Origin of the sequence: Alkalimarinus alittae, assembly GCF_026016465.1 — a bacterium.
Lineage (GTDB): Bacteria > Pseudomonadota > Gammaproteobacteria > Pseudomonadales > Oleiphilaceae > Alkalimarinus > Alkalimarinus alittae.
On record NZ_CP100390.1, the window covers coordinates 3348393 to 3367548 of the forward strand.

General features: G+C 45.9%; 19 protein-coding genes. 14 read left to right on the forward strand and 5 right to left on the reverse strand.

The annotated features are described in order from the left end of the window. The first annotated feature begins 200 nt into the window (after nt 1–200). From NKI27_RS15125 to NKI27_RS15155, 7 genes are all read left to right on the forward strand, one after another. Complete coding sequence (locus tag NKI27_RS15125) at nt 201–2048, forward strand: acyclic terpene utilization AtuA family protein (RefSeq protein ID WP_265046869.1); 1848 nt, start codon at nt 201–203, stop codon at nt 2046–2048. Then, nucleotides 2048–2953 (forward strand): SDR family oxidoreductase, encoded by a 906-nt coding sequence (locus tag NKI27_RS15130; protein ID WP_265046870.1) that lies wholly within the window; start codon nt 2048–2050, stop codon nt 2951–2953. The genes NKI27_RS15125 and NKI27_RS15130 overlap by 1 nt, the downstream gene beginning before the upstream one ends. A 12-nt stretch (nt 2954–2965) precedes the next feature. Then, on the forward strand, nt 2966–4582 hold the full coding sequence (locus tag NKI27_RS15135) for an acyl-CoA carboxylase subunit beta (protein ID WP_265046871.1): 1617 nt from the start codon (nt 2966–2968) through the stop codon (nt 4580–4582). Nucleotides 4583–4728: 146 nt separating this feature from the next. Next, nucleotides 4729–5889, forward strand: coding sequence for an acyl-CoA dehydrogenase family protein (locus tag NKI27_RS15140; protein WP_265046872.1), 1161 nt, complete (start codon nt 4729–4731; stop codon nt 5887–5889). Nucleotides 5890–6041: 152 nt separating this feature from the next. Further along, the gene (locus NKI27_RS15145; protein ID WP_265046873.1) at nt 6042–6848 is read left to right on the forward strand and encodes an enoyl-CoA hydratase/isomerase family protein; all 807 of its coding nucleotides are present in this window, start codon (nt 6042–6044) and stop codon (nt 6846–6848) included. Between the two features lie 27 nt (nt 6849–6875). Continuing rightward, a complete protein-coding gene (locus NKI27_RS15150; protein WP_265046874.1) occupies nt 6876–8879 on the forward strand; it encodes an acetyl/propionyl/methylcrotonyl-CoA carboxylase subunit alpha in 2004 nt (667 codons plus the stop codon). 55 nt (nt 8880–8934) lie between these two features. Continuing rightward, the gene (locus NKI27_RS15155) at nt 8935–9768 is read left to right on the forward strand and encodes an SDR family oxidoreductase (protein WP_265046875.1); all 834 of its coding nucleotides are present in this window, start codon (nt 8935–8937) and stop codon (nt 9766–9768) included. 76 nt (nt 9769–9844) lie between these two features. On the opposite strand, the gene maoP is transcribed toward NKI27_RS15155, so the two are convergent. From maoP to NKI27_RS15175, 4 genes are all read right to left on the reverse strand, one after another. Next, nucleotides 9845–10192 carry a DUF413 domain-containing protein gene (maoP, locus tag NKI27_RS15160; protein ID WP_265046876.1) on the reverse strand — a complete coding sequence of 116 codons (348 nt, stop codon included), beginning with the start codon at nt 10190–10192 and terminating at the stop codon, nt 9845–9847. Between the two features lie 21 nt (nt 10193–10213). Then, entirely contained in the window at nt 10214–10543 is a 330-nt protein-coding gene (locus NKI27_RS15165; protein WP_265046877.1) for a hypothetical protein, read from the reverse strand. A gap of 107 nt (nt 10544–10650) precedes the next feature. Beyond that, nucleotides 10651–11532 carry a LysR family transcriptional regulator gene (locus NKI27_RS15170; protein WP_265046878.1) on the reverse strand — a complete coding sequence of 294 codons (882 nt, stop codon included), beginning with the start codon at nt 11530–11532 and terminating at the stop codon, nt 10651–10653. A 107-nt stretch (nt 11533–11639) separates the two neighbouring features. Continuing rightward, nucleotides 11640–12230 carry a hypothetical protein gene (locus NKI27_RS15175; protein ID WP_265046879.1) on the reverse strand — a complete coding sequence of 197 codons (591 nt, stop codon included), beginning with the start codon at nt 12228–12230 and terminating at the stop codon, nt 11640–11642. A gap of 212 nt (nt 12231–12442) precedes the next feature. Here NKI27_RS15175 and rimK point away from each other — a divergent pair, with 212 nt between their 5' ends. The 4 genes from rimK to NKI27_RS15195 all read left to right on the forward strand — a co-directional run bounded on the left by rimK (nt 12443) and on the right by NKI27_RS15195 (nt 16009). Further along, nucleotides 12443–13348, forward strand: coding sequence for a 30S ribosomal protein S6--L-glutamate ligase (gene rimK / locus NKI27_RS15180; protein WP_265046880.1), 906 nt, complete (start codon nt 12443–12445; stop codon nt 13346–13348). Between the two features lie 11 nt (nt 13349–13359). Then, nucleotides 13360–14406 carry a succinylglutamate desuccinylase/aspartoacylase family protein gene (locus NKI27_RS15185; RefSeq protein WP_265046881.1) on the forward strand — a complete coding sequence of 349 codons (1047 nt, stop codon included), beginning with the start codon at nt 13360–13362 and terminating at the stop codon, nt 14404–14406. Between the two features lie 5 nt (nt 14407–14411). Further along, entirely contained in the window at nt 14412–14852 is a 441-nt protein-coding gene (locus NKI27_RS15190) for an ATP-dependent zinc protease family protein (protein ID WP_265046882.1), read from the forward strand. A 152-nt stretch (nt 14853–15004) separates the two neighbouring features. Beyond that, nucleotides 15005–16009 carry a L,D-transpeptidase family protein gene (locus NKI27_RS15195; protein WP_265046883.1) on the forward strand — a complete coding sequence of 335 codons (1005 nt, stop codon included), beginning with the start codon at nt 15005–15007 and terminating at the stop codon, nt 16007–16009. A gap of 87 nt (nt 16010–16096) precedes the next feature. On the opposite strand, the gene NKI27_RS15200 is transcribed toward NKI27_RS15195, so the two are convergent. Continuing rightward, nucleotides 16097–16411, reverse strand: coding sequence for an alanine-zipper protein (locus NKI27_RS15200; protein WP_265046884.1), 315 nt, complete (start codon nt 16409–16411; stop codon nt 16097–16099). A gap of 243 nt (nt 16412–16654) precedes the next feature. Here NKI27_RS15200 and NKI27_RS15205 point away from each other — a divergent pair, with 243 nt between their 5' ends. The 3 genes from NKI27_RS15205 to NKI27_RS15215 are packed head-to-tail and all read left to right on the forward strand — an operon-like array spanning nt 16655 to nt 19155. Further along, nucleotides 16655–17950: an NCS2 family permease gene (locus NKI27_RS15205; RefSeq protein WP_265046885.1), complete on the forward strand. Its 1296-nt coding sequence runs from the start codon at nt 16655–16657 to the stop codon at nt 17948–17950. Between the two features lies 1 nt (nt 17951). Beyond that, nucleotides 17952–18542, forward strand: a complete 591-nt coding sequence (locus NKI27_RS15210; RefSeq protein WP_265046886.1) for an adenine phosphoribosyltransferase — start codon at nt 17952–17954, stop codon at nt 18540–18542. 58 nt (nt 18543–18600) lie between these two features. After that, on the forward strand, nt 18601–19155 hold the full coding sequence (locus tag NKI27_RS15215) for a porin family protein (RefSeq protein ID WP_265046887.1): 555 nt from the start codon (nt 18601–18603) through the stop codon (nt 19153–19155). The last annotated feature ends 1 nt before the right edge of the window (nt 19156 follow it).

Consider the following 19156-nt stretch of genomic DNA (forward strand, 5'->3'; position numbering starts at 1 on the left):
CACTCTCACTCAACACCAAAATGCACGGCAAACTAGAGTCTTATTAGCTTTTCGACCGTATTCAGTCTGGCTATATTAACGACATTGCATAATTTTTACAAACCAAGCGCTTGCTTGGTTTATTTTTCTATTGTATCGTTAACGCCAGACTAAACGGGAATTTATTAACAGAGCCAAATGATAAACAGGACAAGCACGCTATGAGCACTCAAAACAAAACTGAAAACATAAGCTCTCGATTCAATAGCAATGCAAAAACAGTTCGCATTGGCTGCGCCTCGGCATTCTGGGGGGACACAGAAACAGCCGCAGCTCAATTAGTTGAAAAAGGCAATATTGATTACCTCGTGTTTGACTATTTAGCTGAGATCACAATGTCAATCATGGCCGGCCAAAAAATGAAAGACCCCAAGGCAGGCTATGCAACGGACTTTGTTAAAACCGTCATGACGCCTTTATTAGCAGATATTAAAGCTAAAGGTATAAAGGTGATTAGCAATGCTGGAGGTGTCAACCCTCAAGCCTGTCGAGATGCACTGCAACAAGCAGCGGATGACGCCGGTGTCGAGCTAAAAATAGCAGTTATAAATGGCGATAACATCCTTAATAAAAAGAAACAATATCAAGAACAAGGGATAGTCGAAATGAATACAGGGGCGTCGATTCCTCCGATGTTCGTCAGCATGAATGCCTATTTAGGGGCTCCGGGTGTGGTAGCAGCGCTTGAAGCTGATGCCGACATTATTATTACTGGTCGAGTGGTTGATAGTGCCGTCGTACTTGGCACACTGATTCATGAATTCAACTGGCCTATGGATGATTACCATAAACTTGCCCAAGGCAGTTTAGCAGGACACATTATCGAATGTGGAGCCCAATGCACCGGCGGCAACTTTACCGACTGGGAATCTGTGGCTGATGGCTACGATGACATGGGTTTCCCTATTGTTGAAGTCGATAGCAATGGCAACTTTATAGTGAGTAAACCTGAAGGTACTGGCGGGCTCGTCAACACCGCCACAGTGGGTGAACAGCTCGTTTATGAGATTGGCGACCCTCGGGCATACTTTTTACCCGATGTGGTGTGTGATTTTACACACGTAAACCTTAAGCAAGTAGGCGAAAACCAAGTACAAGTGACGGGCGCGACAGGCCACCCTCCTTCTGAAAGCTATAAAGTATCAGCGACCTACCCTGACGGTTTTAAATGCAGCGTTTCGTTTTTGATTGGCGGCCTACAGGCTGCGGCTAAAGGAAAAGCAGTGGCCAACGCTATTATCAAAAAAACCAGCCGCCTATTTGACGCGCGTGGTATGCAGCCTTACTCCGACGTCAATATAGAATTACTGGGGACCGAAACAACTTATGGGGAACGAGCCACTAAAACAGGCACCCGAGAAGTGGTTGTAAAAATTGCCGTTGCTCACCCAGAAAAGAAAGCCCTCGTTCTGTTCTCGAGAGAAATCGCTCAAGCAGGTACAGGTATGGCACCTGGCCTCACAGGCATTGTCGGCGGGCGCCCAACTGTATGGCCTAAAATTAGATTGTTTTCGTGTCTTGTCCCCAAAGAAGGTATTGACGTGGCGGTTGATATTAAAGGCGAACTCACACCCGTTTCCATTGAAACAATAGGCGGCTTTACAGGTGATTGCGTGCTACCCCAATCCATTACTCAAGGCGACATGGAGGCGACCACTGAAACAGTACCGCTCATCAAGCTGGCTTGGGCACGCAGTGGCGATAAGGGCGACCATTCAAACATCGGCGTTATCGCTCGTACACCCGAGTACCTACCCTACATTAGAAACGCGCTTTCCACCGCCAATGTCGCCCAGTTTATGAAGCATACACTCGATAGCGAGCATGGCAACGTAAGCTGTTGGGAATTACCAGGCGTAAACGCAATCAACTTTTTACTGGAGCATAGTCTCGGTGGAGGCGGTGTTGCCAGCTTAAGAATTGACCCACAAGGCAAAGCCTTTGCTCAGCAGTTGCTTGAGTTCCCTATTCCTGTTTCACCAGCCATCGCCGAAGAGGTTAACCAATAATGGGTTATAACTCTATTTACAAAGAATCCCTTTTCGAAGGTAAAAACATCATTGTCACCGGTGGCGGCAGCGGTATCGGTCGCTGCTCAGCCCATGAGTTGGCCGCATTAGGCGCGAATGTCATTATTGTTGGTCGTAAAGTTAAAAAGCTTAAACAGGTTTCATCAGAGATCACAGAAGATGGCGGCAAAGTTGACTATTTTAGCTGCGATATTCGTGAAGAAGACCATGTTAAGGCAATGATAAAAGAGGTGATCGCAAAACATGGTCATATTAGCGGTTTGGTTAACAATGCAGGCGGGCAATTCCCCTCACCATTGGCCTCCATTAACCAAAAAGGTTGGGAAACCGTCGTTCGAACCAACTTAACGGGTGGTTTTTTAGTCGCCCGTGAAGTGTACACCCAATCAATGTCTAAAAATGGCGGCTCTATCGTCAACATCGTCGCCGATATGTGGGGGGGTATGCCAGGAATGGGGCACTCCGGTGCGGCCAGAGCCGGTATGGTTAACTTTACTCAAACAGCCGCCATTGAATGGGGTGTTTCTGGGGTTAGGGTTAATGCCATAGCGCCCGGCTGGGTAGCGTCTAGTGGTATGGATAGTTATCCACCTCATATGAAGCCTTACATCCTTTCACTAAAAGATGCGGTCCCCCTTAAACGAGTCGGGACCGAATCTGAGGTCAGCTCAGTTATTTGCTTTTTGCTCAGTGAAGGGGCTAATTTCATTAGCGGTGACTGCATCCGAATTGATGGCGCAGCCTCTCAAGGCACTCGGGTGTGGCCACTCCCCAATGCCAAAAATTCTGAGTCTTACAACGGGTTTCATCGCGCCACCACCCCCAAGATATTTCAAGACGCAGAGCAAGCAAAAGATAATCAAAAAACTGACAACCACAGCTAGCGGAATCTACTCATGCCAGTATTACAATCACAAATCGATACTCATTCAAATGAGTTTCAAGAGAATTCTGAAGCAATGCAAGCCTGCATTGATGAGTTTCGTGCAGTCGAGCAAAAAGTTCTAGATAAAGCCAATGAGTCAAAAGCTAAGATTCATAAGCGCGGTAAGCTACTGCCCAGAGAGAGACTAAGACTATTACTTGATCGCGGTGCCCCCTTTCTTGAGATCTGCCCTTTAGCGGGCTATAAAATGCACGACGACAAAGACGGCTCTATGGCGGGTGGCGGCGTTATCTCAGGCATTGGTTATGTAGAGGGCGTTCGTTGCCTCATTATGGCGAGCAACAGTGCGATCAAAGGTGGCACGATATCTCCTGCGGGGCTCGATAAATCATTGCGCGTTCAAGAAATCGCAAGAGAGAATAAACTCCCCATTGTCACCCTAGCAGAAAGTGGCGGGGCCAACTTAAACTATGCCACCGATATATTTGTTCAAGGTGCGCGTGGTTTTGCCAACCAGGCAAGACTCTCAGCCGCAGGAATACCGCAGATCACCATCGTACACGGCAACGCGACCGCCGGGGGGGCCTATCAACCAGGCCTGTCTGACTACAATGTCGTGATTAAAGACCAATCAAAAATGTTTCTGGCGGGCCCTCCGCTACTTAAAGCGGCTACCGGTGAAGTCGCGACTGACGAAGAACTCGGTGGCGCCGATATGCACGCCAGTATTGCGGGAACCGCTGAGTACATGGCTGAAGATGACTCAGATGGCATCCGCATAGCGCGAGAAATAGTTCGAAGCATCCCTTGGAATGAGCAACTTCCTCCTAAAACATCCAAGCAATGGAAAGCGCCACTGTACTCGCCAAAAGAGTTAATAGGCGTTGTACCGAGTGACGCCAAGCGCCCTTACGATGTACGGGAAGTTATTGCGCGCATTGCTGATGGTTCTGAGTTTCTAGACTTTAAACCGTTATTCGACAATCAAACTGTTTGCGGTCATATCACTATAGAAGGACACGCCTGCGGCATCATCGGCAATAACGGCCCTATCACCCCTAAAGGCGCCGCCAAAGCAGCGCAGTTTATTCAGCTTTGTGAGCAATCTAATACTGCCATACTGTTTTTTCACAACACCACAGGCTTTATGGTCGGCACAGACTCAGAGCAAAATGGGGTCATAAAGCACGGCTCAAAAATGCTGCAAGCGGTAGCCAATGCCACAGTACCCAAACTCACCGTTGTTATCGGTGGCTCTTATGGTGCGGGTAACTACGCCATGTGTGGTCGCGGGCTTGACCCTCGGTTTATATTTGCATGGCCTAACAACCGTACAGCCGTCATGGGTGGCGCTCAAGCAGGTAAGGTTTTGCGCATAGTGACCGAAGAAAAACATGCCAAGATGGGCAAAGAAGCAGACCCCAAAATGCTAGATATGATTGAACAAGCAACGGCCCAAAAACTAGACGCTGGCTCAACCCCACTCTACGGCACCGCAAGACTGTGGGATGACGGGTTAATAGACCCGCGCGACACGCGCAGCATTTTAGCCTATGTACTCGACATTTGTACCGAAGCAACCGTCAGGCCACTGTGCCCAACCCGTTTCGGCGTTCCAAGATTGTAGCCATGATGTAAGGAGGCACGACTGAAATCAAGGACGTGGCAGCTGCGGAGTGCAGAGCCCACCCCTGATTTCGCGTTGATGCATCAAGGCTACAAGGGCTGCTAAACGACTAGAACAAGAAATATTAAAAATATAAGGTAATCACCATGCTATTTACACAAGAACACAACGAACTTCGCCGTACCGTAAAGAACTTTGTAGAAAACGAAATAAACCCGTATTGCGACGAATGGGAAGCAGCAGGCACTTTCCCCATGCGAGCACTATTCAAAAAAATGGGTGACCTCGGTTTATTGGGTATAAGCAAGCCAGAAGAGTATGGTGGCATGGGGCTTGATTACAGCTATAACATTGTCGCAGCTGAAGCATTAGGCGCCGCCCATTGTGGTGGGGTACCGCTAGCGATTGGCGTTCAAACCGATATGTGCACACCTGCCCTAGCACGCTTTGGTTCAGATGAACTACGTAAAGAATTTCTTGCACCTGCTATTGCAGGCGACATGATCGGCTGTATTGGTGTGAGTGAGCCCGGTGCGGGTTCTGACGTCGCAGGTCTTAAAACAACCGCTAAAAAAGACGGTGATGATTACATCATCAACGGCACAAAAATGTGGATTACCAACGCTCCAAGTGCTGACTTTATCTGCCTGTTAGCTAACACCTCTGACGACAAACCACATATCAACAAATCACTCATCGTAGTACCGATGAACACACCTGGTATCACCGTTGCGCCAAAGCTTGAAAAGATGGGGATGCGTTCATCTGAAACCGCACAGGTATTTTTCGACGATGTGCGTGTTCCTCAGCGTAACCGTATCGGTAACGAAGGTATGGGCTTCATGATGCAGATGATGCAGTTCCAAGAAGAACGCATGTTTGGTGCTGCTAACACGCTCATGGGGCTTGAAGGCTGCGTGAACAAGACTATCGCCTACTGTAAAGAGCGTGAAACTTTCGGGCAACCGCTAATCAACAATCAAGTGATTCACTTCCGTCTTGCTGAGTTGCAAACTGAAATAGAAGCCTTACGCGCCTTAACCTACCACTCAGTTGAACTTTATCTCAGCGGTAAAGATGCAACACGATTAGCCTCGATGGCAAAACTAAAAGCCGGCCGACTCGGCCGTGAAGTAACGGATGCGTGCCTACAGTATTGGGGCGGTATGGGCTACATGTGGGACAACCCTATTTCTCGTTGCATGCGCGATATTCGTTTAGTGTCGATTGGTGGTGGTGCAGACGAGATCATGTTGGGCATTATTTGTAAGATGATGGGGATTCTGCCGGGTAAGAAAAAGAAGTAAACCCAAAGCACCCCCCCCGTAGCCGTGATGCAAGGAGGCACGACTGGAATCAAGGAAATGGCCACTGCGGAATGCAGAACCAACCCTGATTACGCTTCGCTATATCAAGGCTACATCGAATGATACTTGGCAAATTATTAAATGGTTAAACTATGAATTTACCCACAACCGAAACATTACTTTTAGAACAAAAAGACCACGCGCTACACATCACACTCAACCGCCCCAAAGCTCGCAATGCCATGAGCCTACAAATGGTGCATGAGCTAATGGCGGTATTTGAAAGCATTAAAGATGACCGCTCAGTGCGTGCCGTAGTCTTGCGAGGCGCAGACGGTCATTTCTGTGCTGGCGGTGATATTAAAGACATGGCGGGAGCACGCGCAGCCGCCAGCAACGCAGACGAACAGAATGACCCGTATTACAACCTCAACCGCGAGTTTGGCCGTATGCTTACGCAGGTTAATAGCGCGCCACAAGTGGTGATCGCGGTAACAGAAGGGGCGGTACTTGGAGGCGGCTTTGGTTTGGTCTGTGTGTCGGATGTAGCCATTACGGCAGAGTCAGCAAAATTTGGCTTGCCTGAAACCGGGCTAGGTATTCCACCCGCACAAATTGCCCCCTTTGTAGTTAACCGCATTGGGTTAACCCAAACTAGGCGGCTAGCATTATTAGGGGCTCGTTTTGATGGCACCGAGGCCGCTAGATTGGGCATTGTTCACACCGTGTGCAGCGACGAAGACATCGAACAGGAACTTGAAGCAGTACTGACTCAAGTTAAACGCTGCGCTCCCGAAGCAAACATCATCACTAAAGCGCTTATTTTATCCGTCGGTAACGATGAGCTAGACAACGTTCTTGACCACGCAGCAAGGTCTTTTTCTGACTGTGTGCAAGGTAAAGAAGGGCAAGAAGGCACGATGGCGTTTATACAAAAGCGTCGCCCCAACTGGGCTTAGAATGCGTAAAAAGCAAGGAACATAACCATGTCTCTAAAATGCAATTTTTCTAAAGTGCTCGTGGCAAACCGTGGTGAGATAGCAGTACGCGTTATTCGTACCGCTAAAAGCCTAGGGTTTAAAACGGTCGCCGTGTATAGCGAAGCCGATGCCAACACGCCGCACGTTAAAGCAGCAGACGAAGCCGTCTGCATTGGAGCTGCATCGGTCAGTGAATCTTACCTTGTGATGAATAAAATCATCGACGCCGCCAAGCTAACGGGGGCCGATGCAATTCATCCGGGTTATGGTTTTTTATCTGAAAATGCTGACTTTGCTCGCATATGCCACAAAGAGGCTATCGAGTTTATAGGCCCACCGACTGACGCGATATCATTAATGGGCAACAAGCGGCTCTCCAAGATTGCGATGATAAAGGCCGACGTGCCATGTATTCCGGGTTACGAAGGCGAAGATCAAGATGAAGCAACCCTGATGAGCGAAGCTAAGCGAATAGGCTTTCCGGTCATGATTAAAGCCTCTGCCGGTGGTGGTGGTCGAGGAATGCGCTTAGTTCATGAGGAATCGGAGCTTGCAGCGCAAATAAAAACAGCCCGTTCAGAGGCTGAAAATGCGTTTGGCAATGACGAGTTAATTTTAGAAAAAGCGGTTATTAAACCACGCCACATTGAAATTCAAGTATTTGCTGATAAATATGGCAACGTCGTTTACTTAGGTGAGCGTGACTGCTCGATTCAGCGCCGCCATCAAAAAGTCGTCGAAGAAGCGCCGTCCCCCTTTGTTGATGAAGTGTTAAGGCAACGCATGGGAGAAGCCGCTTGTCAGGCCGCTAGATCTTGCCAATATGTCGGTGCAGGGACGGTAGAGTTTTTGGTTGACGCCGACAAAAACTTTTACTTTCTAGAGATGAACACGCGATTACAGGTTGAACACCCTGTGACCGAATTAGTGACAGGCACAGACCTAGTCGCTTGGCAACTCAATGTCGCGGCGGGGGCTACACTGCCACTCACTCAAGAAGATATTACAATAACTGGGCACGCCATTGAGGTTCGGCTTTATGCAGAAGACCCTCGACAGAATTTTATGCCTCAAACGGGGCAGATCAAACGTTGGACACCGGCAAGAGGAGACGGCATTCGCATAGATTCAGGCATTAAAACTGGACAGACCATCACCCCTCATTATGACCCGATGCTAGCAAAAGTCATCGCCTATGGCAGCAATCGAGAAGAAGCAAGACGTCGATTAGCCCGCGCAATTGAAGAAAGCACATTGTTAGGTGTTGCGGTTAATAGTGAGTTTTTATCTCATGTTATTCAGCATGATACGTTTATTGATGGCAAGGCAACTACCGCATTTATTGAAGAAGACTTTGGTCAACATAGCACTATGTCTATTGCACCCGCGGATAAACTAGCCACCGCACTTGCAAGCGTCATTCTTTATAATCAGCGTCATATAGATGCAGGTTACAGCCCTGCGCTAAGTGGCTGGCAAAATTCGAACCCAACCCCTTGGCCTTATGAGCTACGCTGTGGTGATGCACGCTTAGAAGTCACCCTCAGTGAAGACGACCAACACTTTGTCATCAACGAAGACTCAAGCGCTGACCAGCCAACGGCCACCATTGAGCTAAAGGTTATTAAGCAAACCAAGCAACAAGTGACCTTTATCTATAATGGTATCAGGCAGCGCTGTGAGTACTTACTAGAAGGCGACGAGGTTTACCTTAGAGTCGGCACCGGCTATCACCATTATACCGACCTAACGCATGAGGTAGCCGTCGGCGATGATTCAGCGGGGTCTGGCAAAATAGCCGCAAGCATGGATGGCGCGATTATCGACGTACTAGCTAAGATTGGCGATATCGTCGAAAAAGGGCAAACATTAGTCATGCTAGAAGCTATGAAAATGGAGCACCCATTGAAGTCGGATGTGAGTGGTACCGTCGAATCAATCGCCGTACAAGCCGGCGACCAGGTTAAGATTCGACAATTATTAGTCACCGTGACCCCCGATGAAGAGTAATGTTCACGTAAACCAATTATGTTAAGCGTTTTATTGAAATAAAGGACAGCATGTAATGGCAAACTTGAAAGGAAAAACCATTGTAATTACCGGCGCAAGTCGAGGTATCGGTCGTGAAATTGCGCTTAAATGTGCACAAGATGGTGCCAACATCGCGATACTAGCAAAATCCGTCGACGCGCACCCTAAACTACCTGGCACCATTCATACCGTAGCAAAAGAAGTGGAAGCCGCTGGCGGTAAAGCACTCGCAATTCAGTTAGATGTTCGAGATGATGAAGCAGTAAAAGACGCAATGAAGAAAACCGCCGAGACCTTTGGTGGAATCGACGCAGTCATTAACAACGCAGGCGCTATTAAGTTAATGGGCGCTGCTAGCTTACCACTCAAGCGTTTTGACCTGATGACTCAGATAAACTCTCGCGCGGTACTATCCACTTTTCAAGCGGCGCTCCCATGGCTTAAAAAATCTGACCATGGGCATATCATTAGCCTATCCCCTCCCATCAACTTAGACCCTAAATGGTTTGCTCACTACGCGCCTTATACGATTACCAAATATGGTATGTCGATGTTAACCATGGGGCTAGCACAAGAGGTAAAACGACATGGCATTTCGGTTAATTCATTATGGCCACAAACAGTTATTTCTACAGCGGCCGTAGAGTTTGAAGGTGGCGGTAAGGCAACCTTAAATAAAGGCAGAACACCTGCCATAATGGCCGATGCAGCTTATGAAATACTGACCACAGAAAACTGTGAATTAACTGGCGAGTTTTTGATAGATGAAGCATTGCTTAGGGCGCGCGGCGTGACAGATTTTGAGCAGTACAGATATAACCCAGACAATAACGAACCGCTGATGACAGACCTGTTTGTGACAGAATAAAAAACTTCATATGATGTTGCGTATTTAGCCACTCGTATCATTACGGTGGCTAAATATTCATACAACAATATTGATATTAATCGTCGTAGACAAAGTCATCTGAAGAATAATCGGTATCACCAATCACATCAGATAAATTAAACCGTTTTACCGGTACCTTTCTGATCGTCTTTGATAAATATTTAGACCAAGCCTTCTCCACATTTGAGACAGGCTCAACGGTACCTTCAGCCACCTGTAAAATACGCTGATGCGCTTCATTTTCAGGCTCTATATTTTTATTCACTAATTGTTTAATGGTATACCCGCACTGACTCAAAATATCTGATTCCGCCAAGGTAAATTCACCCGAACGCCTAAAGCCATGCGGGAAGTTAACCGCATCATAAAACTCACACGATGAAGTAAAAAGTTCAATTGACATGTTCTAATCCTCCAATGGAAGTTAATCTAGATTTGTTTCACTAAGACAGTTATCGAGTAGCAGTTCATAGTCATAGCTGCTATCTGGATCACTGTCCATTTTTTCTTGAATCATTTCATCGACCTGTTGATAACAATCAGGTTTAGATGCTTCTATAGCCTCATCAATGTAGGCGCTCTGCTCTGACATACACTGAGAGACAAACTCAGTTGATTCAGCATCAGGTGTACCATCTTGAACCATAGAAAGACAGTATTCTTTAGCCTGTAAGTGACTTTCGTCTGTATTGTCTGCAGGCGTATTGGCGTAAGCCGACGGTATGATAAAAAGGAGCAAAGCAAAGTACTTCATTAAAAATCCTCATTGAATATTTAAAGGATTATGTATTCGGCTTTGAAAACAGGGAAACTATTTATTTTTGTCATTACGATAAAAATTTTTAGTCAATCGTGGTCGCTCTATATTTCTATGGTATCCAAACTACTATCTTCTACCGGCACTTCAAGCGACCGGATTACATCCAATATCGACTCTATTTCATTTGTATGACTGTTTTCACGATGGTATGTTGCGTATATCTGGCGGGATATGACCGGTGCATCATCCACCTGAAATAACGCATCGTCCATATACTCTGCCACCATGCGATAAGGCAGGTACGCGCTGCCGCCATACTTAAAAATAAACTCTAATGCGATACGCGCTAAAGTCGTATGAAGAACAGGTGGCGATGCATCTGGAAAGTGCTGAGCATAACTCATGTGAAATGACAGCCCCCAATCGACCGACACATACCCCTGAGACATGGCAATCTCTAACGTCTGGCCGGGTTTATTACAAACCAGTATCAACTCTGCAGGCGAGATCGGCACCGAGATAAGGTCATTCAACTTAGCGGGCTCATAGATCATCGCCAAATCAATGGTTCTTTCCATTAAGTGTCTAATCAACGTTTCTGGGCCGTGGGCCTCTGCTCTAAGTGCTAACTCAGGAAGAGAGCGATGGGTCACATGCAATACATCTTGCATCAACAAGTCCCAAAGTCCACTCGTTGCGCCGAGCGATAATACATATTTTTGACGCTTTTTTAATGAGACATCTTGGCGCGCGCGCTCCCATGCAATCAGTATCGTTTCTGCATGATTAATTAAGCGTTCGCCGGTGACGGTCAACTGAAGATTATTACGAAGGCGCGTAAATAGTGGCGCACCAAGAATGCTCTCAAGTTGTTTTATTCTCGCACTCACAGCGGCTTGGGTAAGGTACAGATTCTCTGCAGCCTTACCAAAATGGCGCGTGTTTTTGACTTCTAAGAAGGTTCTTAATAGTTCGATATCCATGCGGGATACCTTACCATTTAAATACGGTAGGTCTCTACCATGTGGAGATTATAAAATGATGTTTATTCAGCTACTTGAGACTTATATCATCACAGTATAAGTCGACGTTACCATTGCAGTTCTTTCAGTGCGCGCGTGATCTCTGATTCCAATATGAACTCAACACCCTGCTGCTCGACCAAGGCGTATTTGGTTTCTTCAACCAACATAGACATTATAGGGTCTCGACCGTTATGCTGAGCAGGAGGCATGTAAGCTAGCTCATCGCATAAGCAACGCGCAATAGATGCGTAAATGACATAAACCTCCGTAGTCGAACTGCACTGCCCTCGCTGAGCTAATTGCGCTAGCTCGATAGCCCCATTAGGGGCTTGATAATGACACCTCAGCATATTGATAGCACTGGGGTCCAAGTATGCTTTAATCTCCACCAGTGCCTGTTTAAGCTCTTCAAACGAAACCGGTTCGCCCTGTCTATACTGGTATTTCTTTTCAATGTCGGTATCAACAATTAGGCGAAGATGCTGTTCAGCCTGCGCCCACCCTTCCGCTTCGCAGTAGGCAACCTGTGTGCCCTTACTAAACACTTTACCTACACAAAGCCCTCCTTCAAAAGACGCCGTGAGCTCATGATTACGATACGTTTCGTATAATTCAAAAGCACTTTCTTTCTTTTCGTTAGCCTGTTTATGAGTCATAGGTAGCATATCATTAATCATCAAACTCTAAAATTTATTAGCCTGTATTTTCGCCTTCTTCTTATAAGATGCCCATTAATTTTTCTTTGTCGTAACCACAAATAGTTTTTGTTTTACGACTCAATATTTCTGCAGCAGAATGCGCGCCATATCAATGATATTCGTCACTAACACCTAGCGAGTCCAATCACCCAAACTTTAAGGCCATTACCATGAAAATCGCTATTTTATCTCGTAACCCAAAATTGTACTCGACTCGCCGCCTAAAAGAAGCAGGTGAAAGCCTTGGCCATACGGTTGATATCATCGACACCATGCACTGTTATATGGATATCACCAGTAGTCGTCCATCTGTTCGCTACAAAGGTGCGCCTTTACCTAAGTACGACGCCATTATTCCACGCATTGGCGCGTCGGTGACATTTTACGGTACAGCGGTTGTCAGACAGTTTGAAATGATGGGGACATTCAGCATCAATGAATCTGTTGCTATTAGTCGTTCACGCGATAAGCTTCGCTCTTTGCAATTACTATCTCGCAAAGGGATTGGTTTGCCCCGTACAGGCTTCGCTCACCACCCTGACAAAATCAGCGATTTGTTGAAAAACGTCGGTGGCGCCCCTGTGGTTATCAAGCTGCTAGAAGGCACCCAAGGTATTGGCGTGGTATTGGCTGATACAACCAAGGCAGCAGAAAGTATTATCGAAGCCTTTATGGGATTAAAGGCTAACATTTTAGTGCAGGAATATATTAAGGAAGCCGGCGGCGCAGACATTCGTTGCTTAGTGATTGGGGACAAAGTCGTCGCTGCGATGAAGCGTCAGGCAGCAGAAGGTGAATTTAGATCTAACCTACACAGAGGGGGTTCTGCAGAGCTCGTTCGATTATCGCCAGCAGAGCGAAAAACAGCAATTGCAGCAGCTAAAACCATGGGGCTAGGCATGTCAGGTGTTGATATTCTGAGATCAAAAAATGGCCCGGTTGTGATGGAAGTAAACTCATCACCGGGACTGGAAGGAATTGAATTAGCAACAGGAAAAGATGTTGCATCAATGATTTTCTCCTATATTGAAAAGACAGCTAAGCAAAGCAGCACCCGCACCAAGGGTAAGGGATAAAGGATATATAGATGGCAGATATTCTAGAAATTGCAGGCGTATCGATTAAACCTGGCGAAACTAAGCGAATTGAGCTTGAAACCGTAAAGCTATACACCGACACCAGCATGTCTATTCCTGTGTTTGTAAAACGCGGCAAAAAGGCTGGGCCTATCTTGTTTGTTAGTGCAGCGATTCATGGTGATGAGCTTAACGGCATTGAGATCATCAGCAGGCTGATTAACAGCAAGCAGATCAACGCCATTCGGGGCACACTAATAGCAGTGCCTTTTGTGAATGGCTATGGTGTTCTCAACCAAAGCCGCTACTTACCTGACAGGCGAGACCTTAACCGTTCGTTTCCAGGGTCTAAGCGAGGTTCTTTGGCGGGTCGTATGGCGCACCTATTTCTAAATGAAATCGTGGCTAAGTGTGACTATGGTATTGACCTTCATACCGGTGCGATTCACAGAAGCAATTTGCCACAGATACGTGCAAACTTAGATGATGCAGAAACACTAGAGATGGCTAAAGCCTTTGGTCTACCGGTGTTAATTAACTCAAACTTAAGAGATGGCTCCCTAAGAGAAAGCGCCGACTCTCTAGGCGTGCGAATCCTCCTCTATGAAGCAGGTGAAGCGCTTAGATTTGATGAGTTGTCGATTAGAGCCGGGTTCAGGGGTATTATTAATGTCATGCGTCACTTATCATTGCTGCCGCCTAGACGTTCTAAAAAAACGCCTGTAGAGCCTTTTGTAGCAAGGCAAAGTGGCTGGGTAAGAGCTACAGATAGCGGATTTGTTAGCCACAAACGGCAGCTCGGTGACCATGTCGCTAAAGGCGATTTACTGGCTACAATTAAAGACCCCTTTGGCGTTATACTCGATAAAGTTATCAGTAATGCAGAAGGCATTATTATTGGAAAGCAAAATATTCCGTTGGCTCAAGAAGGCGAAGCCATGTATCACATCGCCTACTTCCAAAAACCAGATGATGTTGTCGAAAACTTAGAAATCATGCATGACAACTTAGTACCTGAAGAGACGATAGGTATCGCTGAATATATAGAAGGTTCATAAAATAGATGAAGAAAATAAATGATAAGTTACTTGTCGGCTCACTTGAGGAGTGTGGCCTGCCAGGCTTGAATATTGACGCGGTGGATATGCGCGTCGATACAGGCGCGCAAACCTCCTCTATTCATGTTGATAATATTGAAGAATTTGAAAAAGATAATGAACTATGGGTTCGCTTTGATATCCACCCCGATATCCATAATGTTGATACCATTGTTCAGCGAGAAGCGAAAGTTAAAGCGCAGCGGCACATCAAAAGCTCCAATGCAACGCGCCAAAAAAGGTATGTTATTGACACCAAAATTCAACTAGGCGATGCCACCTGGGCGATTGAATTAACATTAACCGACCGCTCTGCAATGTCTTACTTAATGCTTCTGGGTCGCCAAGCGATGGAAGGTCGCTTGATAGTAGACCCAGAGCAAGAGTACTTATTAAAAGAGGATTAACCCAGCCCACAATTTAAGATTAATAAATACGGTTATTAGACATATAACCGTCAGAGCGCTATGGTTCTGTTATGGCGAGTGACTTAACCATTGTTAAGTCACCGTACTATTTATTAATCTTAAAATGTAATGCAATCACTGTTAGCTAACTTATGACACGCACCCTTACCAGATTTGGTCCATCCGCTGCTTTCATTTCAGCCGTAACGTTTTTAGTATCTCCGACATTTTCGCAGGCAAAAGAATTCCCATGGGCGGAACAAAGCGACATCATTGGAGAACAGCGCGTCATAACCGCTAAATACGAAGACACCCTTTCTGACGTCGGTGAATCCAACAATATTGGGTATAATGAAATTGTTAATGCAAACCCCGATATAGATGCTTGGTTACCCGGTGAAGGCAGTCAAATTACGGTACCTTCTGAATATATCCTGCCAAGCATTCGTGAGGGGATTGTCATCAACCTTCACGAATATCGTTTATATTACTTCCCCAAAGATGGCGGAAAAGTGATTACCTACCCGGTCGGCATTGGCGCTCAAAGTACCCCAACGCCGATCGTTAAAACCCAGGTAAAACTGAAAATTGAAAAACCTACGTGGTACCCACCCGCTTCGGTGAGAGCCGAGTACCTTAAAGAGCACGGCAAAGAAATGGCGAGAATATTCCCTCCCGGACCGAGCAACCCTCTCGGCCCCTACGCCATCCAGCTTGATCTACCAGGTTACTTTTTACATGGCACCAATAAATCATTTGGCATTGGTACAAAAGTTAGCCACGGGTGTATTCGTCTCTACAATGAAGACATTTCTGACCTTGTATTTAAAGTTCCCAAAAAAACCCCCGTCAGACTTGTTAAAGAACCGATAAAGCTAGGTATGAAAGGTGATCATCTTTATGTAGAGCTTCACCCTGATGAAGCAGATAATGTAACCAATAAAAAAATGGTTCAACAAATCATTCAAAAAGCGATTCGTTTAGAGAAGCGTCACGGTGAAATGAAGTTGGATATTGTCGCGATTGAAAATGCAATTAAAAAACCACTAGGTATTCCTCAACGTATTGGCAGTATAAAGCTTGGCAACCATCAGCCAAATAAAAAGGCCGACGTCATTGCCGTCAGCCCTTCGTCTTCAGCCGCTACGATTAATTAACCCAACACCATGAATCCATAGACAGGATAATAATCAAGTATTATTTCAATGCGATGATTTTAATCTCTCTTAACAAGCTAACCTTAATTACTTGCTGCTTGCTTTTTTCAACATACGCTCAGCTTTTTCTGCTGTTGCTTCTGCTTTCTTCATCGCTTCTTGAGCCATCATTAACGCTTCTTCTGCTTTGCTATAGGCATCAGCGGCTTTAGCATCAGCACCTGTCGCTTTAGTCATTGCTGCACCGGCTGCCGTTTTTGCAGCGTTAGCTGCGCTTTGCGCTTGTGCGGCTTCTTGTGCTGCATCATTAAGTGTCGCTTGATCGTCAGTAGACAGACTTGCACAACCTGTTGCCAAAGCCATTGAAGTTACTGCACCAAGGGCGATTAGTTTTTTCAACATCGTATTACTCCATTAATTAGCAAATTTTTCTATCATTTTTCTATAAAACCTCGTTGCTAGTAGATAAACGAGATTCTGAGAACAGTTACGTCACTGCTGACTAAATACTTAGTCTAGTCAGTAATTTACTAAATTAAAAACAGTTTTTAACAATTAATTTAAGTTACTTTAGTGATAATGCTTTAAAGAGTCCGTTCAAATGATTAAAATTTGCTCTTTTTCGTTCAAATAGGCCCTAACGTCATGCTAGAAAAACTATTTCAATTGAAAGAACATGGCACGGATGTCAAAACCGAGGTCATCGCAGGCCTTACCACCTTTCTCACGATGGCTTACATTATTGTAGTCAATCCAGACATTCTATCCGCGTCAGGCATGGATTACGGTGCTGTTTTTGCTGCCACCTGTATCGCAGCCGCTATTGGTTCTTTAATAATGGGGCTTTTGGCTAATTACCCTATCGCGTTGGCGCCTGGCATGGGGCTCAATGCCTTCTTCGCATTTGCCGTTGTGCAGGGAATGGGCCATACCTGGCAAGTCGCACTGGGTGCTGTTTTTTTATCAGGCCTGATATTTTTCTTTTTAAGCATCTTTAAGATAAGAGAATGGATTATTAATAGTATTCCATTGTCATTACGGTTTGGTATATCGGCCGGTATTGGTTTTTTCCTAGCACTTATTGCACTCAAAAACGCAGGTATTGTGGTCGACCACCCTGCAACATTAGTCTCCTTTGGCGATATTACTAGCCTACCTAGCTTGCTAACATTAGGCGGGTTCTTCATGATTTGCGCATTAGCCTATAGGCGTGTGACGGGCGCTGTGATGATTGGCATTATAACCATCACGGTCATTGCGCTTCTATTAGGTATGATCGAATATAAAGGGCTTGCTTCTATGCCGCCGAGCTTAGCGCCCACCTTTATGCAGATGGATATTGCTGGTGCTCTGAATGTCGGGCTGGTCAGTATCGTTTTTGCATTTCTATTTGTAGACCTGTTTGACACATCAGGCACCCTAATCGGTGCGGCTCAACAAGGTAAATTACTCGACAAAGATGGCAAACTACCTCGACTAGGCAAGGCCTTAATGGCAGATAGCGTCGCAACCATGAGCGGTGCTGCCTTAGGTACATCCACCACCACCAGTTATATTGAAAGCACGGCCGGCATCTCTGCAGGTGGTCGAACAGGCTTAACCGCAGTGGTGGTTGCGATACTATTTTTACTCTGTCTATTTTTATCGCCTATTGCATCAATCGTCCCTGCTTATGCAACAGCACCCGCACTTTTATATGTCGCTGTTTTAATGGCCCGCGGCCTATCTCATGTCGACTGGGATGATATTACTGAAGCGGCACCTGCAGCCGTTACCGCATTGATGATGCCTCTCACCTTTTCGATTGCTAACGGTATCGCTATCGGTTTTATCACCTATACTGCAATCAAATTAATGAGCGGTAAGTTGAGCGCACTTAACATTAGCCTAGTGCTAATATCGGCGCTATTTGTTCTAAAATTTATATTCCTAGGCGCCTAAGATGGACTCAGTAATAGATAGCAGACTAAACGAAAGCCTTCATTTAAGTGAACAATACTTCAGTGATGTCGTTAAGAGGTCTATCCGCTCAGTGCCAGACTGGCCAGAGAAAGGGGTGATGTTTAGAGATATCACCACTGCGTTGCAAGACCGCACTGTCTTCAGAAAGCTCATTGATGCCTTTATCCACCGCTACCATCATTTGGATATAGACGCGATAGCCGGTGTTGATGCAAGAGGCTTTATCATTGGCTCTGTGCTCGCGTATGAACTAAACGCCAGCTTCGTGCCTATTCGTAAAAAAGGCAAACTTCCTTTCGACACCGTATCAGAGAGCTATGAACTAGAATATGGCAAAGCAGAAGTCGAAATTCACAAAGACGCCTTTCAGCCCGGCGATAACGTTATTTTAGTGGATGACCTAATCGCCACTGGCGGAACGTTACTGGCTGCCTCATCTTTAATCGAAAGGCTAGGCGCAGAAATTATTGAAGCTGCCGCTATTATTGACCTGCCTGACTTAGGTGGGTCACGCAAGTTAAGAGAAAAAGGGCTCGCTGTTTATAGTGTGTGTCAATTCGAAGGAGGCTAACACGATCGCTTAAAAAGTAAACTCGGACCCACAACAATAACACTAAAGGACGACAATCATGAAACGCGCACTCTGGACAATAATCGGCCTCATATCAATCTCCACAAACCTGGCATTAGCTGAGTCTGAACAAAAGTTTTCAACACTGGGAACCTATTTTGGGATCGCTCAAGGCTGGATGGAGATTGAAGAAAACAATCTAAATAACGATTTTCAGTTGTATACCTTCGACCTCATTGGCGGGGCAACATTCCACCCCAATATGGGGATAGAAGCACGCCTAGGCTTTGGAGGAACGGACACCTCCGGTAGTAAAAGCTACTCACTCGATCACTACTTTTCTTTTTACTTTAAACCTCAGTACACCCTTGGCAGACTCAACACTTACGCCCTAGTGGGGCCCAGCTTTGTCTCATCAGAAACCTCTCAACTCTATTGCGGCAGAACGTGTGTTCAATCAAAAGATAAGTACACTGAGTTTTCGCTCTCCTATGGAGCAGGCGCCATCTACTATTTCGATTGGATCATGGTGGGCTTGGAGTACGTTAAAGTTCTCGATAAAGATCGCGTAGACATTGATCGCGGAGGCTTACTGCTTGGCTTTGTTTTTTAAA

Bases quoted from the DNA above. Each gene is read 5' to 3' on its own strand.
- NKI27_RS15125 (WP_265046869.1), top strand. From the start codon at position 201: ATGAGCACTCAAAACAAAACTGAAAACATAAGCTCTCGATTCAATAGC.
- NKI27_RS15130 (WP_265046870.1), top strand. From the start codon at position 2,048: ATGGGTTATAACTCTATTTACAAAGAATCCCTTTTCGAAGGTAAAAAC.
- NKI27_RS15135 (WP_265046871.1), top strand. From the start codon at position 2,966: ATGCCAGTATTACAATCACAAATCGATACTCATTCAAATGAGTTTCAA.
- NKI27_RS15140 (WP_265046872.1), top strand. From the start codon at position 4,729: ATGCTATTTACACAAGAACACAACGAACTTCGCCGTACCGTAAAGAAC.
- NKI27_RS15145 (WP_265046873.1), top strand. From the start codon at position 6,042: ATGAATTTACCCACAACCGAAACATTACTTTTAGAACAAAAAGACCAC.
- NKI27_RS15150 (WP_265046874.1), top strand. From the start codon at position 6,876: ATGTCTCTAAAATGCAATTTTTCTAAAGTGCTCGTGGCAAACCGTGGT.
- NKI27_RS15155 (WP_265046875.1), top strand. From the start codon at position 8,935: ATGGCAAACTTGAAAGGAAAAACCATTGTAATTACCGGCGCAAGTCGA.
- maoP (WP_265046876.1), bottom strand. From the start codon at position 10,192: ATGTCAATTGAACTTTTTACTTCATCGTGTGAGTTTTATGATGCGGTT.
- NKI27_RS15165 (WP_265046877.1), bottom strand. From the start codon at position 10,543: ATGAAGTACTTTGCTTTGCTCCTTTTTATCATACCGTCGGCTTACGCC.
- NKI27_RS15170 (WP_265046878.1), bottom strand. From the start codon at position 11,532: ATGGATATCGAACTATTAAGAACCTTCTTAGAAGTCAAAAACACGCGC.
- NKI27_RS15175 (WP_265046879.1), bottom strand. From the start codon at position 12,230: ATGACTCATAAACAGGCTAACGAAAAGAAAGAAAGTGCTTTTGAATTA.
- rimK (WP_265046880.1), top strand. From the start codon at position 12,443: ATGAAAATCGCTATTTTATCTCGTAACCCAAAATTGTACTCGACTCGC.
- NKI27_RS15185 (WP_265046881.1), top strand. From the start codon at position 13,360: ATGGCAGATATTCTAGAAATTGCAGGCGTATCGATTAAACCTGGCGAA.
- NKI27_RS15190 (WP_265046882.1), top strand. From the start codon at position 14,412: ATGAAGAAAATAAATGATAAGTTACTTGTCGGCTCACTTGAGGAGTGT.
- NKI27_RS15195 (WP_265046883.1), top strand. From the start codon at position 15,005: ATGACACGCACCCTTACCAGATTTGGTCCATCCGCTGCTTTCATTTCA.
- NKI27_RS15200 (WP_265046884.1), bottom strand. From the start codon at position 16,411: ATGTTGAAAAAACTAATCGCCCTTGGTGCAGTAACTTCAATGGCTTTG.
- NKI27_RS15205 (WP_265046885.1), top strand. From the start codon at position 16,655: ATGCTAGAAAAACTATTTCAATTGAAAGAACATGGCACGGATGTCAAA.
- NKI27_RS15210 (WP_265046886.1), top strand. From the start codon at position 17,952: ATGGACTCAGTAATAGATAGCAGACTAAACGAAAGCCTTCATTTAAGT.
- NKI27_RS15215 (WP_265046887.1), top strand. From the start codon at position 18,601: ATGAAACGCGCACTCTGGACAATAATCGGCCTCATATCAATCTCCACA.